Origin of the sequence: Sporosarcina sp. ZBG7A (assembly GCF_000813425.1) — a bacterium.
Lineage (GTDB): Bacteria > Bacillota > Bacilli > Bacillales_A > Planococcaceae > Sporosarcina.
On sequence record NZ_JWIB01000013.1, the window covers coordinates 112038 to 128627 of the forward strand.

Annotated in this window: 14 protein-coding genes and 2 pseudogenes; 7 read left to right on the forward strand and 9 right to left on the reverse strand. The window is 44.1% G+C overall.

What is annotated here, in order from left to right:
* Window positions 1-56: 56 nt before the first annotated feature.
* The 3 genes from RL70_RS05655 to rbsK are packed head-to-tail and all read right to left on the reverse strand — an operon-like array spanning window position 57 to window position 3100.
* Window positions 57-977: a nucleoside hydrolase gene (locus RL70_RS05655; protein ID WP_039042449.1), complete on the reverse strand. Its 921-nt coding sequence runs from the start codon at window positions 975-977 to the stop codon at window positions 57-59.
* On the reverse strand, window positions 974-2173 hold the full coding sequence (locus RL70_RS05660) for a M20 family metallopeptidase (RefSeq protein ID WP_039042450.1): 1200 nt from the start codon (window positions 2171-2173) through the stop codon (window positions 974-976). The genes RL70_RS05655 and RL70_RS05660 overlap by 4 nt, the downstream gene beginning before the upstream one ends.
* Window positions 2174-2197: 24 nt before the next feature.
* Complete coding sequence (gene rbsK / locus RL70_RS05665; protein WP_082003337.1) at window positions 2198-3100, reverse strand: ribokinase; 903 nt, start codon at window positions 3098-3100, stop codon at window positions 2198-2200.
* A 562-nt stretch (window positions 3101-3662) separates the two neighbouring features.
* On the opposite strand from rbsK, the gene RL70_RS17790 reads away from it, so the two are divergent.
* Window positions 3663-3806, forward strand: a complete 144-nt coding sequence (locus tag RL70_RS17790; protein ID WP_156137913.1) for a hypothetical protein — start codon at window positions 3663-3665, stop codon at window positions 3804-3806.
* A gap of 60 nt (window positions 3807-3866) precedes the next feature.
* A pseudogene (locus tag RL70_RS05670) lies at window positions 3867-4442 on the forward strand (manganese efflux pump); the annotation flags it as partial.
* 70 nt (window positions 4443-4512) lie between these two features.
* On the opposite strand, the gene RL70_RS05675 reads toward RL70_RS05670, so the two are convergent.
* The 4 genes from RL70_RS05675 to RL70_RS05690 form a co-directional block, all read right to left on the reverse strand.
* On the reverse strand, window positions 4513-5697 hold the full coding sequence (locus RL70_RS05675; protein WP_039042452.1) for an amidohydrolase: 1185 nt from the start codon (window positions 5695-5697) through the stop codon (window positions 4513-4515).
* A gap of 19 nt (window positions 5698-5716) precedes the next feature.
* Complete coding sequence (locus RL70_RS05680) at window positions 5717-7129, reverse strand: YfcC family protein (protein ID WP_039042453.1); 1413 nt, start codon at window positions 7127-7129, stop codon at window positions 5717-5719.
* 368 nt (window positions 7130-7497) lie between these two features.
* Window positions 7498-8997 carry a BCCT family transporter gene (locus tag RL70_RS05685; protein WP_039042454.1) on the reverse strand — a complete coding sequence of 500 codons (1500 nt, stop codon included), beginning with the start codon at window positions 8995-8997 and terminating at the stop codon, window positions 7498-7500.
* 170 nt (window positions 8998-9167) lie between these two features.
* Window positions 9168-9962 carry a MurR/RpiR family transcriptional regulator gene (locus tag RL70_RS05690; protein ID WP_039042455.1) on the reverse strand — a complete coding sequence of 265 codons (795 nt, stop codon included), beginning with the start codon at window positions 9960-9962 and terminating at the stop codon, window positions 9168-9170.
* 149 nt (window positions 9963-10111) lie between these two features.
* Here RL70_RS05690 and RL70_RS05695 point away from each other — a divergent pair, with 149 nt between their 5' ends.
* Together RL70_RS05695 and RL70_RS05700 are read left to right on the forward strand one after the other, a co-directional pair.
* Window positions 10112-11662: a maltose/glucose-specific PTS transporter subunit IIC gene (locus tag RL70_RS05695; RefSeq protein ID WP_039042456.1), complete on the forward strand. Its 1551-nt coding sequence runs from the start codon at window positions 10112-10114 to the stop codon at window positions 11660-11662.
* A gap of 12 nt (window positions 11663-11674) precedes the next feature.
* Window positions 11675-12361 (forward strand): N-acetylmannosamine-6-phosphate 2-epimerase, encoded by a 687-nt coding sequence (locus tag RL70_RS05700; RefSeq protein WP_039042457.1) that lies wholly within the window; start codon window positions 11675-11677, stop codon window positions 12359-12361.
* A gap of 73 nt (window positions 12362-12434) precedes the next feature.
* Here the strand turns inward: RL70_RS05700 and RL70_RS05705 are convergent, their stop codons facing one another.
* The gene (locus RL70_RS05705; protein WP_039042458.1) at window positions 12435-13748 is read right to left on the reverse strand and encodes an S-layer homology domain-containing protein; all 1314 of its coding nucleotides are present in this window, start codon (window positions 13746-13748) and stop codon (window positions 12435-12437) included.
* Between the two features lie 143 nt (window positions 13749-13891).
* Here RL70_RS05705 and RL70_RS18360 point away from each other — a divergent pair, with 143 nt between their 5' ends.
* The 3 genes and pseudogenes from RL70_RS18360 to RL70_RS17475 all read left to right on the forward strand — a co-directional run.
* Complete coding sequence (locus tag RL70_RS18360; RefSeq protein WP_369795200.1) at window positions 13892-14044, forward strand: hypothetical protein; 153 nt, start codon at window positions 13892-13894, stop codon at window positions 14042-14044.
* Window positions 14045-14303: 259 nt separating this feature from the next.
* The gene (locus RL70_RS05710; RefSeq protein WP_039042459.1) at window positions 14304-14612 is read left to right on the forward strand and encodes an SHOCT domain-containing protein; all 309 of its coding nucleotides are present in this window, start codon (window positions 14304-14306) and stop codon (window positions 14610-14612) included.
* A 362-nt stretch (window positions 14613-14974) separates the two neighbouring features.
* Window positions 14975-15176 (forward strand): annotated as a pseudogene (locus RL70_RS17475) (IS5/IS1182 family transposase); the annotation flags it as partial.
* 482 nt (window positions 15177-15658) lie between these two features.
* Here RL70_RS17475 and RL70_RS05715 read toward each other — a convergent pair.
* Entirely contained in the window at window positions 15659-16474 is an 816-nt protein-coding gene (locus RL70_RS05715) for an STAS domain-containing protein (protein WP_039042460.1), read from the reverse strand.
* Window positions 16475-16590: the final 116 nt, after the last annotated feature.

Genomic DNA, 16590 nt, shown 5'->3' on the forward strand with positions numbered 1-16590 from the left:
GTTGAAAAATTGAATGAAAAAAGTCTGACAAACCAATGTCAGACTCCAATAAGCTGTTACTTACTCAATGTATCGACAAGTGTTTGGATGAATCGCGCTTCATCCACTTCTAAACAAACGTCCACATTCGGTTCCTTTTTGTAATAATTTTTGAAGTCACAAACCGTTTGTCCATCACATAGTTCACTCTTCGTTTCAACATCCACGAAGTATTTCTCAGTTTTCACTAATGTACGATCAAGCGCAACGCCAACCGCTAATGGGTCATGCATCGAGCACGCTTCCTTACCGTTTCTCTTAAGGTAGTGATTCATGTAATGAACTGTAGACTCCTCAACGAAGTCACGTGCAGGCCCTGGTTGAATCGCTTCGACGTCTTTTTTCGTCAGCAATGTCCCCGCTGTCACATCAAGTCCAACTAACGTAATCGGAATTCCAGAGTGGAAGACGATTTTCGCAGCTTCTGGATCGATGTAAATGTTGTACTCTGCAGTTGCTGTGATATTACCTGGATGGTCGACAGCTCCGCCCATGATGACAAGTTCTTTCAACCATTCTTTTAGACGTGGCTCTTTACGAAGTGCAAGGGCCATGTTTGTCAGTGGTGCAAGCAAAATCACAGTGATTTCACCTGGATATTTCTTGGCTTGTTCGATGATGAAATCCGGTGCAAAACCTTCATCGCGGATTTCCACTTCCATGTCTTTTAACGCGCCACCGATTCCGTCGTTTCCGTGTACACTCACTTCAAAGAACGGTTCGCGCAATAGTGGACGATTTGCACCTTGGACCACTTTCAAGTCATCGCGGCCTAGGAGTGTCGTAACTTTACGTGTGTTGATAGTCGCTTGCTGAAGAGAGGTATTCCCGTTCACCGTCGTAATGCCGAGGATGTCCGCCATTCCACTTTTTTCTGCAAGCAAAATCCCGATTGCATCGTCAATTCCAGTATCTACGTCAATGATCACTTTTTTCATGCTTGTCCCACCTTTTCCGATTCTAGTAATTCTGTAATGCAGTGTAAGCCTGTCGCCACGCCATACTTCAACGCATCTAAATTCACATGATACTTTGCGTTATGCCAAGGGAAGTTCTCTTTTTCAGATGAACCCGTTCCCCAATACATGAAGACGGACGGTACTTCACTTGCTACAACCGAGAAATCGTCGCCACTCATATATGGGTGTTCGTTAACAACGACAGACTGTTCTCCAAATGTTGAAGTGACCGATTTCGTTAATACACCCGTCAGTTCAGGATCATTCCAGCTCGCTGGATAGCCTTTGCTGTAGTTGTATTCATACGATCCACCCCAGAATTCCGTGATCGAACGGAGCAACACCTCAAGTTGGGATGCGATTTTATCTTGAGTTTCGGTTTTAATGGTACGAACTGTTCCCGAGATTTCTACGCGACCGCAAAGTACATTTGAAGTCGTACCCCCGTTAATTGTTCCGAACGTGATGACCCCGTTATCGAGCGGAGATGTTTGACGTGACACGATATTTTGCACACCTGTAACAAATTGACCTGCCATCGCAATTGCGTCAATTCCTTGTTGTGGTGCTGCAGCGTGCCCGCCTTTACCAATTAGCGTAATGTACACGCGATCCGTGTTCGCAAGCATGTATCCAGGTTTCATCTCGAAGACGCCCGGCTCAAGGAATGGATTCGTATGTAAACAAATCGCCGCGTCGACTTTAGGATTCTCGAGAATTCCCTCATCGATCATCGGTTGCGCCCCACCCGGTTGCGCTTCTTCCGTTGGTTGGAACATGATTTTAACCGTTCCGTTCCACTCGTCTTTGCGCTCTTTGAGGATTGTTAAAATGGCAAGACCGATTGTTGTGTGGGCATCGTGTCCACACGCATGCATCACGCCTTTATTTTTCGAGCTATAGTCAAGTGCTGTATCTTCTTCAATTGGTAATGCATCGATATCACACCGCATTAAAATTGTCTTTCCAGGCTGCGCTCCAGTAATTTCCGCGCATACTCCTGTTTTCGCCATCGCTCTGTGTGTGATGCCGATGCGATCTAATTCTTGTTGAATGAAGATTTGAGTATTCGTTTCTTCTTTACTCAATTCAGGGTGCATGTGTAGGTGTTTATAAGTGTCTCGGAGATACCCGTCGAGGCGTTCTTCGATCCATTGGACAGAAATCGTTTCCATCGTATCGTCTCCTTTTAGTGTGAATTAATCCAAGTCAGCGACGTGTGGCATACCGTCTTGCGCACCGAATTTTGTTACGGCGCGAGCAGCGACTTTTGTTGCAAATGCGATCATTTCAGGAAGCGATTTTTCTTCCGCAATACCGACTGCAAGAGCTCCGTTAAATGAATCTCCAGCGCCTGTCGTATCGACGACTTCCACTTTTTCAGCGGGCGTGATGACAAGTTTGCTTTCTTTTAGATACGCACTTCCCTGCTCGCCGAGTGTGACGATTAGAGTTTGGTTATACGTAGCTTCCCACTCTTCCATGAGTTTTGCGAGTTCGTCATTTGTTGTGAACGTATGCTCAGCAAGTAACGCAAATTCCGTTTCATTCGGTGTCAAATAATCGACGAGGTGCAGCAATTCTGCAGGTAGTGTTTGTGCAGGTGCTGGGTTCAGAATTGTTTTGACATTATGTTTGTTGGCGATTTCTAAAACTTTCTGAACCGTTTCAAGAGGGATTTCGAGTTGCGTTAACAACACGTCCGATTGAGCGATTAGTTGCTCCATTTCTGGAGTGATTTTCTCTGGAGTCAATGTGAAGTTGGCACCAGGGACAACAACGATACAGTTATCATGATTGACGTGAAAAATGTCCGCGATACCAGTTTTGACGTCTTCGACTTGGTCGATGAACGCGGTGTTCACTTGGTTTTGATCCATTTGTTCTAATAGGCTTTTGCCGAATTCGTCTTGGCCAACTGCCCCAATCATCGTCACATCGCCACCTAGGCGTGCAATGCTAACGGCTTGATTGGCGCCTTTGCCACCGGGTAGGTAGTTAACTTCATTGCCTAAAATTGTTTCTCCAATTTTGGGTAAACGATCTGTTGAAATAATAATATCCATATTTAAACTGCCGACAACGACAATACGTTTCTTCAATTCATCACCTGTTTTCAAGTAGTAGTAGACAGGAATTTCATTTCCATGTGTAACCGATTACACATTTATAGAATAGCATAGTAGGTTTGGTTGGGGCAATGGTTTTCCTTAACTAGTTTGTAGATTTTTTGAGTAATCAATTAAATTCGTCTGCTTGTGAGTTCTCCGACACATCTCGGCGGTTGTCCGACATTGCGAGGGATTTCTCCTTCACTCAACTGAGTTTCTCAATCACACACGAACATTTCTCCGACACTTAGCAGAATTTCTCGATAAACGCACACAATTCAAGTGCATTAAGGGACTAATTGGTAGCGCTTCGCTTGTTGAAGGATGGGCTCCCCCGCTGTGAAGTTGAATCGGAAAGATGCTGCCACTTATCGGTACTTTGACGGGAAGAATCAGCAATATGGACACTGGAATCGGCATTATCATGCGAACAATCGGCAACATGAGTGAATTTATCGGCAACGAGACACAATTCAACTGCTTTTAGGGATTAATTGGTAGCGCTTCGCTTGTTGAGGGATGGGCTATCTCGCTATGAAGTTGAATCGGAAAGATGCTGCCACTTATCGGAACTTTGACGGGAAGAATCGGCTATATGGACACTGGAATCGGCATTATCATGCGAACAATCGGCAACATGAGTGAATTTATCGGCAACGAGACACAATTCAACCATATGAATTGCCCCGCCATCTAATGCAGACGCCCCTTCCTCGCAAGCCAAGCTGCATATACTGCAGGGTACACCGAGGAGGCAAGGACTATGCAGTGGATTATGATACTTTTCCTTGGCATCGCTGCCAACTTAGATAATTTAGGGATTGGATTGGCTTATGGAGTTCAAAAAACGAAGATCCCCCTTCGATCGAATGTCACCATTGCGCTCGTGTCGATGATTATTACGTATTTTGCAATGGTCACGGGTGACAGGTTGTCGACCTATATTTCAGTCTGGACTGCTGATCTCATAGGTGGGTTGTTGCTAAGTAGTATCGGTATTTGGATGTTGCTCCAGCCAAAACCTGTACAACCGAATCCATTTGAAAATCCCACTGTCGCGGATATCGACGGTGACCGGATTATTTCCATTCGCGAAGCGCTCCCACTTGGCTTTTTGTTGTCGGCAAATTGTTTGGCGGCGGGATTCGGAATGGGCGTTAGTGGCAGCTCCATGCTTGGGACGATTTCCTCGGTTGGTTTCTTTTCATTCATCACAATTGGCGCAAGCCATCGATTCGGATCACTTCTTGCGCGTACGTGGATTGGCAAGTATCCAGCTGGAATTGCAGGTGGATTGCTCATCGCGATTGGTTTAGTCGAAATCCTATTTTAACGCTGCACCCCGCAGACAAAAAGCTCGTACCCCTTTCATTGACAAGGGTACGAGCTTTTGTGGCGTTCACTTATGATTGTTCATTCAACACGTCTTCAAATACTAGACCAATGAACGTCTTGCCGATATATTCCATTGAACGTTCATCTACATCGAACATAGGGTGATGATGTGGATAGACAGCTTGAATTTCAGGATTTCTTCCGCCCGCAATGAAGAACGAACCCTTCACTGCTTTCTGATAGTAGGCAAAGTCTTCACTTCCCATCATCGGTTCACCGTAACTCACTTTTTCATCGCTGAAAATCTTCGTTGCGACGTCTTTCACTCGCGCGGTCTCTTCAGGATCATTCCAAATTGATGGGCAATCACTAATATATTCTAACTTATACTCTGCTCCAGCAGCTTCACACGTCGATTTCACGATTTGCTTCAACGCGCCTTCAATCATTTCACGGACTTCTTCGTTATACGTTCGGACGGTTCCTTTAATGATTGCTTGGTTCGGAATGACATTATGTCCTTCGCCACTATGCAACGAACCGACTGTCACGGCAGCTGCTTGTTGCGGACTAACTCGACGACTTACAATTTGCTGCAAATTAACAACTAGCTGACTCGCTGTAACAAGTGCGTCAACTGTTTCATGGGGAGACGCACCGTGACCGCCTTTTCCGATCACTTCAATTGTAAAATCATCTTGCGCTGAAGACGAATAACCTTCCATCACTTGCACCGTTCCAACAGGTTCAGTCGACATGACATGTGCGCCGTAAATGACGTCAACGCCATCCAAACAGCCATCTTTGACCATTAAATCCGCTCCACCTGGTGTCGTTTCTTCTGCGAACTGATGAACAAAAATCACTGTACCCGGGATTTGTTCCCGTACTTCAGACAGCACCTTCGCAACACCGAGTAACGAAGCCGTATGTAAATCATGTCCACACGCATGCATCACGCCAGGAACCTTCGATTTGTACGCCACTTCTTTTTCATCTTGGATTGGCAATGCATCAAAATCAGCACGTAACGCTATCGTTCTACCTGGTTTTCCGCCAACTAACGTTCCAACCACACCACGACCGCCGACTCCTTCGCGCACATCGATACCGAGTTTCCGAAGGTATTCTGCGATCATTTTCGGTGTTTCCACCTCTTCGTTCGAGAGTTCCGGATGTTGATGTAACTCGCGGCGAATCGAGACTTGTTCAGGATATAATTCATCTAAACGTTCGAATAATTGAGTTAACAAAATAATTCCTCCTTAGTTGTTACGCAGTCCAGACAAACACGTGCGCAATCGTTACAAATATAGCTCCAAGTACCAATTGGATTAAAATCAATGGCCAAACCCACTTAAACCATTTAGCAAATGAAATCTTGGCCATCGCAAGCGCCGCAAGCAGTAAACCACTTGTCGGAGTAATAATGTTCGTCAAACCGTCACCCATTTGGAAAGCGAGTACAGCCGTTTGTCGACTCACACCTAATAGGTCGGATAGTGGCGTCATGATTGGCATACTGAGTGCAGCTTGACCGCTACCTGATGTCACAACAATATTGAGTAAGCATTGCATAACGTACATGCCAATCGCACCTAAACTTGATGGCAAATGTGAAACTAGCGTCGTGATACCATATAGAATCGTATCAATCGTGTTGCTATCTTGCAAAATGACCAATGCTCCGTAGGCAAATCCAACGACCAATGCTCCGACCACCAATTCCTCGCATCCTTTGACAAACGAAACCGCCGTGCCATTGATGCCCTTGCCATTCACGAGGCCGATGATAATCGCCAGAATTAGAAACAGTGCAGAAATTTCGGTAATGTACCACTCGAACTTGATAACCCCGAATCCAAGACCAATCAGCGTTGCGACCAATATAATAAGTGTCGTAATCTGCTTCCCTGTCAACGTATGTTCTTTGACCAAGTCAATTCGGATGTTACGCTTTTTATCCTCTTCATACACGAGGCTCGCTTCAGGATTTTTACGTACTTTACGTGCATAACGAACGACATAGAGAATCGCAACCAGCATATAAATCAGCCAAAAAACAACGCGCAGTCCCATTCCTGAGAAAATTGGAACTTCAGCAATCCCTTGAGCCACACCAACCGTAAAAGGATTCATAAAGGCAGCCGTAAAACCTGACGCAACCCCTACTAATACCATACCCGTTCCCACGATTGAGTCAAATCCCATCATAATCGCAAGTGGAATCATAATGAGGATGAACGGCAACGACTCTTCAAACATCCCTATTGTCGCTCCAGCTAGTCCGAAGAATAGCATCACAATTGGGATCAGATACATCTCTTTCCCTTCCAGTTTAGACGATATGCTTCCAAATGCCCCTTCAATTGCATTCGATTCCCGGAAGACGTTAAACGCGCCACCTACTATGAAAATGAAAAAAATGATTGGCGCACTTTGCACCATCCCCTTATGTACTGCTTCAAACACAGGCAAAATCCCTGCTGGCTCTGCGTCAATTCGATGATAGGACCCATCCACTACATACGAGGTGCCATCATCACTTTCCGCACGATCATATTCCCCCGCAGGGATGAGATACGTCGCGATTGCCATGATGATGATAACTGTAAATAAAATAACGAATGGATGTGGTGCTTCCATTTTCCACTTCTTCTTCGTACTCACTGACTTCTCGGACATCCATTCTTCCCCCCGACGCATTCTATTTAATTGCTAAGCAGGCACTTGTGTAACAACACGCATATGACCATTCTCCTAACATATGTATACGTATGCATAAATAGTTATCGGAATATACTTTTCAATCAAGCTAGCAATTGATTTTATTTACGTTACTACAGTATCTAAAGCCAGTCAATCCGTAATTTTTATCTATTTAAACGAATCTAACAATACTTGTTCTTGAATGAAAATTCATTATATCGAGTTTCGCTTCACTATAGGAGTTTAAATGGCCTCTCGTGCTCTCCTTGAGAACGCACTCCGTTACAACGAAAAAACCCCACTTGCCAACTCTCGGCAAATGGGGAATGGATACTTCCTCTTTCCTACTTTACAGTCGATTCTTTCTTCCTGACTTCTTCACTTGCAGACTTATAAAACGACACTGCCATTAAAATGATGATGAACGAAAATGGCAATGCTGAAATAATGACTGTATTTTGCAGTCCTTGGGTGCCGCCAAAGTACACGACGATCGCTGCCACCGCTGCTTGGATAAGCCCCCAAGACATTTTGACAGACTGAGCAGGGTTGGACAGCCCATTTGTCGTAAACATGCCGAGCACAAATGTCGCAGAATCTGCTGATGTAATGAAGAAAATGGCAATGACAACAATCATCAGTAAGGACATGATGAACCCGAGCGGATACTGCTCGAGCATGCCAAATGTCATCGTTTCAATCGGCATATCAGATAACGTCGCCAATCCTAAGTTTTCTACATTGAGGGCAGACGCCCCGAAAATGGAGAAGAAGATGAAACAGACGAAAGATGGAACTAGAAGGACACCCAGCAAGAACTCTTTCACAGTACGGCCTTTTGAAATTCGTGCAATGAATGCTCCGACAAATGGGGACCACGAAATCCAGAAAGCCCAATAGAATAATGTCCAGTTGTTGATCCATTCACGGCTACTGGCGTTTTGAGGTGCAGATCGGAAGCTCATTTCCACGATATCTGTCACGTAACCGCCAAACGCATTTGTAAACATGTTGAGAATATAGAGGGTTGGACCTGTGACGAAGAGTAGTAAAAAGAGGGTAAGAGCAAGTCCCATATTAATGTTACTCAAGTATTTGATTCCTCTTCCGATCCCCGACCATGCGGAAATCATGAACAGCACTGTCGTCACAGCGAGGATTAATAGCTGCATCCAAAACTCGTCTGGTGTATTGAAAAGATAGTGGAATCCTCCATTGATTTGAGCGGATCCAAATCCGAGTGAAGCCGCTACACCGATGACCGTTGCTAGTACGGCCAAAACGTCAATAATCTTTCCAAAGACGCCAGTCATTATTTTTTCTCCAAATAGTGGAATCAAAGTGGAACTGATCAATCCTGGATAGTTCTTGTGGAATTTAAAGTAAGCGAGGGTGAGTCCGACGATCGCGTATATCCCCCACGCACTGACTCCCCAATGTAAAAATGTGTATTTTAACGAATCTTTAATCGCCACATCTGTTCCAATCTCTGCGACAGGAGCAGATTTGAAAGCGTATGTTACCGGTTCAGCAGCCGACCAAAAGACGACGCCGATCCCCATTCCTGCACTGAACAGCATCGCAAACCAAGAAAGCAGACTGAATTCAGGCTTTGAATCCGGACTTCCAAGTTTGATATGCCCCAACTTGGAAAATATTAAGTAGAGACAAAATAATACGATTGCTGCGACAAGCCATAAATAATACCATCCGAAGAGGGTGGAAATGCCTGAAGTTATAGTAGTCGTACTGTTTTCTAATGTTTCCGGTGAAATCACACCCCACGCTACGAGTGCCAAGCACCCCGCAAGTGCATACCAGAAAACTGATGTTACTTGTTTCAAAAATACCATCCTCACTGTATTGCTCAATTTTATATGCTTAACGTTTTTACCCCTTATGAATAATTTCAAACCCCTGCACACTAGAAAAGGTATTATGCAGATTATTCCCCCAAGTAAAAACCCAAGTTCCTAATTATAAGGACTTGGGTTTGACAGCATTATCGGTTCATTTATCCAAAACGTTTTAGCGCTTCCAGCGTCTTATTACGTTGCTCCATTAACTGTGCGTCTCCGAGCAGCCGATAGGTCAGGACATCCAAGTAAAACAAACTGGAGATTTGTGTATTGATGAACTTTTCATCATCAACATATACATGATTCGAAACGAGCACAACTTCATCAGCAAGCGCTGTCAACTCTTCGGCATGATTTGTTGTAATGACAATGACCCGTGCTCCACTACTTTTTGCCTGCCGCGTAGCGTCCAACACGCTTTTCGTTTTACCCGTATAGGAAAAACACATAAAAACGTCCTCTTCATGTAATAACGTACTTTTCATAACCATCCCATGTGCATCGGTGATTGCTGTCGAGTCAATCCCCATCCGCTCAATTCGGCTATTGAATTCTTGGGCAATTAACCCTGAGTTCCCAATACCACAAAACAGGACCCGCTTTGCACTGATTAGATCATTCGCAATACGCTCCGTTTGTTCTGTGTCCATGAATTGTTGAGTAGACGCAATAATGGACATATAATAATTTGCTACGCGTTCCACTTCTTCGTCCTTGGCATGTTTTTCGGTGCGTGTTGCAAGCAACGCGTACTTCATTTGTTGGAAGCTCGCAAACCGAATTTTTTTGCAAAAACGGGTGATACTAGAAGGCGACACATCGATTTCTTCAGCCAGATCAGTAATCGATTTTTGTGCGATATTTTTTTCACCTAGCAAATGTTCTGCGATTTTACGATCGTTCTCGGTGAACTCTGCATTGTGCTTTTGCAGTCGATTTTTAAAATCCATGGTCCAAATCCTTTCACATCTTGGTCTTTCTATCATCATAGCATATCCTAAAATTGCCAACACCACTTTGAAAATACAGAATCAGACATTGACAATAGTGAAAGCGTTTGCTATTCTATTAAAAAATATTTCCAGGAGGTATAGTTTTAATGAAAAACTTTTTCGGTAAAGCGCAACAGTTCGGTAAATCCTTCATGTTGCCAATCGCGATCTTACCTGCTGCTGGTTTGCTGCTCGGAATCGGGGGCGCATTATCCAATCCAAATACAATCAGTTCTTATCCGATTTTAGATCAGAACTTCTTACAAGCACTATTTACTATAATGAGCAGTGCGGGAAGTATTGTATTCGCCAATCTCCCTATCATCTTTGCGGTCGGGATTGCAATTGGTCTTGCCCGATCCGATAAAGGGACAGCAGCACTCGCAGCACTTGTCGGTTACTTAGTCATGAACGCGACCATTAACGCAATCTTGATCATTACCGATTCACTCGCTGTCGACAATCTATCTGCTGTCGGACAAGGAACGGCGCTAGGCATTCAAACGCTCGAGATGGGCGTATTCGGTGGTATTGTTGTCGGAATCATGGCCGGCATGTTGCATAATCGATTCAACAAAATCGAGTTGCCTCAGTATTTAGGATTTTTTGGAGGCTCCCGCTTCATACCTATTGTAACGGCATTTTCAGCTATCATACTCGGAGCAATCCTGTATCTCGTATGGCCACTGTTCCAAAACCTGATTGCAGAAGCTGGTAATTTGGTCAATGCGACAGGCGTCATCGGAACGTTCTTGTATGGATTCATCCTACGTATGCTCGGACCTTTCGGATTGCACCACATTTTCTACTTACCATTTTGGCAAACAGGCCTGGGCGGTTCACTAGAAATCGGAGGTCAACTTGTTCAAGGAACGCAAAACATTTTCTTTGCACAACTAAGCGATCCGACTACGGAACGATTCTTTGAAGGTACATCCCGCTTCATGTCCGGTCGTTTCATTACGATGATGTTCGGTCTTCTCGGTGCAGCTCTTGCGATTTATCACACAGCTAAGCCAGAACACAAAAAGGTTGTCGGCGGTCTCATGCTATCTGCAGCATTAACGTCGTTCTTGACAGGAATTACAGAACCACTTGAGTTCTCATTCCTATTCATTGCACCTGCCCTATACGTGGTCCACGCCGTTTTTGACGGACTGGCATTTATGTTGGCAGACATCTTCAATATTACAATCGGCCAGACATTCTCTGGTGGCTTTATCGACTTCATGCTCTTTGGAGTCTTGCAGGGTGAGGCCAAGACAAATTGGATGTATGTCATTCCAATCGGAATCGTTTGGTTCTTCCTGTACTACTTCACATTCAAGTTCATGATTCGCAAGTTCAACTTCAAAACACCTGGTCGTGAAGATGAAAAAGCTGTTGAACCAGCTGATGGCCAATCGTCTATCGATCCTCAAGCAAGCCGCTCACATACAATCATCGATGCGCTCGGAGGAAAAGATAACATTCTCGACCTCGATAATTGCGCGACGCGGCTACGGGTTACGGTGAAAGATCCTGATCTCGTGAAGAAAGAGGTTTTCCCAGCGACAGGCAGCAAAGGCATTATCATGAACGGTACTGGCGTCCAAGTCGTATATGGTCCTCAAGTTTCTGTCGTGAAGAACGAAGTGGAAGAAATTTTAGAGCAATAAGGAGGAAATCTCATGCATTTACCATCGGACTTGATCGTTTCCTGCCAGGCACTTGAAGATGAGCCGTTACACTCGTCTTTCATCATGAGTAAACTTGCACTCGCCGCGTTCCAAGGTGGGGCAAAAGGGATTCGAGCTAATTCAAAAGAAGATATTTTAGCGATCAAGGAAGAAGTTTCACTGCCTGTAATCGGCATTGTGAAACGGAACTATCCAAAATCGGACGTCTACATTACAGCAACACGTGTTGAGGTGGATGAATTGCTAGCGAGTGGTTGCGAAGTGATTGCGATGGACGCCACTCTCGCAACGCGTCCCGCAGAGTCTCTTCAGGAATTAGTTGACTATGTACGCGCGACTGCACCAAATGTCGAACTCATGGCAGACATTGCAACCGTGGAAGAAGCGGTTAATGCGGATCAGCTCGGCTTCGACTATATCGGGACGACGTTACATGGTTATACCGCCAATACTACTGGGCAGAAAGTGTATAACAATGACTTCGCGTTTTTGAAAGAAGTGTTGAACGCGGTGACTGCACCAGTGATTGCAGAAGGCAATATCGCGACACCCGACATGCTGAAACGTGTGTTTGAACTCGGTGTATACGCTGCGGTTGTCGGCGGTGCGATTACACGCCCCCGTGACATCACCCGTACGTTTGTCAATGAATTGCAAAACGCTCGTACAAATTCTTGATTTGTTAAAAAGTCACTGTTGAATTAAGCACAAGGAACCCCCTTCAAGAAATCTAGAAGGGGGTTCCTTTTCTTCATTTCAATTGTAATTTTTCTTGTATTGCTTCCCACATCACAGCATACCCGGCGCTCGTCGGATGTGGACTATCGGTTTCCATCAAATCTTCATATGTTTTGTCAGGATGCTGAGCTAGATATGCATTCAAAGCATCGTAATGCGACACAAACAGATACCCATTTTCACTACTAAGCCGTTTCAACAAGTTATTGATACTGTCGGGTGAGAACTGATAATTTGCGATTTCGTTTGTTGAAGGTGGTGGCGCCATGACAACCATGAGCTCCGATCTCTTGTCCACCTCGCTTAGCAACTTACGGATCGTTTGCTCATACTGATTGAGGTCTCCAATAAGACGGTCGTTCGTACCAAGCATGACGAACACAACATCTTCTTTGGATGAAACAAGCTTGTCAATCCGCTCCAACGACCATTTCGCCGTTTTCCCACTAATTCCTGCATTGAAGAAATCCACCGATCCAAATTCCTGCTTTGTAGCATAAGTCCGGAACCCATTTGCCCACGTATCCGCTTTATGCGACGATTCCCGATACGTCAATTCCCCATCTTGTAAAATCACGCGTCCATCTGAAGGAATCATATACCCATCTCCTCCAGCACCAGCGGTAATACTATCGCCGATCAATTTGATGGACTTCACGTTTCCGCTTTTCAACTTACTCGCAAGTTGACTGTAAGACTCAGGCATGGACTTTGTAATTTTGTCCATCTCAGCACGATACACGAATACCGCAAACTCGCCACGCTTCAGCAAATCGTCTGTGCCAAACTGCGTTTCTGACTTCCCTCTAGTTATCCCGTTGGAAACCAATCCCGCAACCGCATTTATATAACGACTGTTGACATCACGAAACGAAACGCTTGAAGCATCTCCTTGCAATGCATAAGCCTGCGCATGACTTAGCATAAGCGCCATCTCGCCACGCTTAATAGGCTCGGTGAATCCAAAATAATTATCGCTCTTCCCTCGGATAATCCCTGCATGTTTCAAAGCACTCACTGCCTGATTAGCACGTGCAGGAACGTCAAAAAATTCCCGAATTGCAGATGGTTTCATCGGCAACCCTAATGCGTTTGCCAATATAACGGCTGCGCTTCCTCGAGTAATCGGTTCCCCCGTACCAAAAAGTGTCGGCGAAATTCCATTTGTATAATTCTTACTCGTTAAGTAATTCACGGATTCTTCGTAAGCAGGCGAGACATCGCGAAAGCCGTCCGCCACCGCCATCACTGGCGATATGGATGATATAGTGATTATCAGAACGATCAGTAACGCCCACTTCTGATAGATTTTCTTTTCTCTCTTCAATTCGTTTCCCCCTGTAGTAATCAGCTTTGCAAATGTTATTATTTATATCGACTAAAATAAAACAATTTGAATAATTATTTGACATGATTATCTTAATAACATTTTTAGAATTCCACTAACTCATCATTCATATACTGCCTGACATCGATGAATTAAAAACAGGCTTTACCCAATATGCAGGATCTCATTTTACATCAACTGGTATATTCAACAATAGACGTGTAATTTTCGTCATCATGGGCGTAGATGAGAGTGAAGGTAGTCAAAAAGGTGGGAGGTTCACTCTCATTCGATAGCTTATTTAGCGACTTGGCGAATAAGTATATTATTAGTAATTAACTTCGACAATCCTGGTAGTCCTAGACAATCGGACTTTCCTGCTAGAATGCAACCTTTAATTGCCTCTGCTTATTACATCGCATATTCCCTAATACTATGATGCCTTTTAAAGACGAATAAAACCTTCAGAACAAACAGATATGATTCTTTAGTACTGTATACTTTTTTTCGTTTTCTAGATAAGATAGTCTTATCATACAGTGGAGGTTGAACTAGATGAGCTGGTCTGTTATCGGTATTTTTGTCCTGCTAGTCACTTGGGGATTTACAAAGTCAATAAGTATTGGAATCGTTTTGCTTCTTACCTGTTTCGCCCTTTATTCAGGTCTTGTCTTCATAAAAAAACATACGAAACAATTTACACAACCGAACAGTATCCAACAGCCCTCTCGCCAAGAGTTTTTAGCTAGCGAACTGAAGCGGCTCAAGGACTTACGGGAATCTGGTCTACTTACTGAAGAAGAGCTCACTGTTCAAAACAGACTTCTATCTTGCAGCAAACAAAACACCTACATACAATCCTGAATCGGATTTCTATAAAGCAAACCAGCCGTTATTATCCGGCTGGTTTTTCTATATCTTTTGACCCCCTAAGAGAGTGACGCAATTTCACATATAAAAAACGGACTCTAAAACGATAGAGTCCTCCAGGCTGTAGACAAAATTCAGAAATCACGGGGTTATCCTATAGTCTTTTCTCTTTTACAACAGGATTCACTATGAAAAGTCGATTTTCGCTGCGAGCGGACGCTTTCCGAGGGGCTTGCTCTCAGCCGCTTCCCTCGCTTTGCTCAGTCCAGGGTCTTCAAGCTTCGCTGATCCCTCAGGAGTCGCCGCTCTCCGCTACAATCAACAATGTCTCTCAATTATCAAATCAGGTGATGGAAATGATGACGAAGAATCAAGTTATGAACGGGAACAGATGGAAATACTTACGATCGAACAATTAGTTCCGCAAGACCAGATCTGGTCTGCAAATTAGAGGCAACAATTGATTTCTCCTTCATTTACCCATTGGTTGCAGATCTATATTCCCTATTCAGGAGATCTATCATAGATCCTGTTGTACTAAATAAAATGTCAATCATTTAATACCCTAATCCCTCTTAGGGTTTTCCTTCGCATACCATTCTTCTCCTTGGCATCGACAAAGACACGTTCAACTGCCTCTTTACATTTCCATAGACTTCTTTGATTTCATATCGGTGTCTCAAGTATTCTGTTTCATTTAATTAGTCTTGCCACTGGACATGGAGCCCCCAATTGCATTCTTTGCCTGAATGATGTGAATGTGTCCTAGGACATTCAGTTGATTGAAGTGCAGGACGGCGACTCCTGGGGATCAGCGCAGCGCGAAGACCCCGCAGTAGCGAAGCGACGAGGAGGCTGAGGGCAAGCCCCCGGAAAGCGCCCGTCCGGAACGGAGATCAACGGCCTGTTATCCTTCATTTTCAGAGTCAACGATGCCAAAAGACAAAAGGGATGGAAATCAAATTGATTCCCATCCCTTTTGTCTAAAGTCTAACGAACTCTAAAAACGATAGAGTCCGCATTTTCATAAATCTATAAAGTCACAGCAAGCTTTCCAATGCCTGTTTAACCGTCGCATAATACTTCGTTCCTGCAAAACTCATACCTGAATTGACAATCTTCTGTGCAAGTTCAGGTCGAAGTCCCGTCGTAATGACATCAATACCCATCAAGCTCAAGGCATCTTCAATTTGCTGAAGTGATCGAACGACCTGATCATCCACTGTAACCAGACCCGAGAAATCGGCAATCGTACGCTCTACATCCATTTGTGCAACTTTAGGCAAGACATTATTCATAATAGCAAACGCTCGATCATCAGTGATCTCTCCGATAAACGGTATAATGACAATGCCATCCTGCACTGGGACTATGGGCGCTGATAATCTAGCAAGTTCCTTTTGAGTACTTGTTCGATAGAGTTCAGAAAGCCTCTCAAATGCATAATAGGTTTCATTAAGACTGATATCCAACATTGTATTTACTTGTTTATTAACAAGGGCAAACTCTTTTAAAGAGAGCTCCAGCTTTTCACTCATTTCAACAAGTACGTCTCCGAATACGATTCGTGTAGGAGGATATCGATCGACAATGACAGATATTTTACCACCGTTTTTTGTCTGCATGGCAGCATTGCTACGACTCCATGTCATAAGTGCTTCGGGAATTTCAAGATGCTCACTTCGTAGCGATTCTCCGAGTGACTGCCAAAGTTCCTTGTACATAAGCAATGCCTGTTGCTGTTCAACTTGTGGAACCTCAACTGGCAGCTTTTCGCAAACCCGCTCAACGATTGTCGCCGCTAGTTCATCTGTATGATCCGTTATATAGTGAATGAATTTGTCAAATGGTTTCATGTCTAATCACACCCCATTAATTTCCTACTGTCAGTATACAGGATTTAGTGAAACGTGACCATCAATGACACAATGGGTTTTATTAAAATTATAATTTCTCTATGATTCCATCCTTA

Bases quoted from the DNA above. Each gene is read 5' to 3' on its own strand.
- RL70_RS05655 (WP_039042449.1), bottom strand. From the start codon at position 977: ATGAAAAAAGTGATCATTGACGTAGATACTGGAATTGACGATGCAATC.
- RL70_RS05660 (WP_039042450.1), bottom strand. From the start codon at position 2,173: ATGGAAACGATTTCTGTCCAATGGATCGAAGAACGCCTCGACGGGTAT.
- RL70_RS17790 (WP_156137913.1), top strand. From the start codon at position 3,663: ATGCTGCCACTTATCGGAACTTTGACGGGAAGAATCGGCTATATGGAC.
- RL70_RS05680 (WP_039042453.1), bottom strand. From the start codon at position 7,129: ATGTCCGAGAAGTCAGTGAGTACGAAGAAGAAGTGGAAAATGGAAGCA.
- RL70_RS05690 (WP_039042455.1), bottom strand. From the start codon at position 9,962: ATGGATTTTAAAAATCGACTGCAAAAGCACAATGCAGAGTTCACCGAG.
- RL70_RS05695 (WP_039042456.1), top strand. From the start codon at position 10,112: ATGAAAAACTTTTTCGGTAAAGCGCAACAGTTCGGTAAATCCTTCATG.
- RL70_RS05700 (WP_039042457.1), top strand. From the start codon at position 11,675: ATGCATTTACCATCGGACTTGATCGTTTCCTGCCAGGCACTTGAAGAT.
- RL70_RS05710 (WP_039042459.1), top strand. From the start codon at position 14,304: ATGAGCTGGTCTGTTATCGGTATTTTTGTCCTGCTAGTCACTTGGGGA.
- RL70_RS05715 (WP_039042460.1), bottom strand. From the start codon at position 16,474: ATGAAACCATTTGACAAATTCATTCACTATATAACGGATCATACAGAT.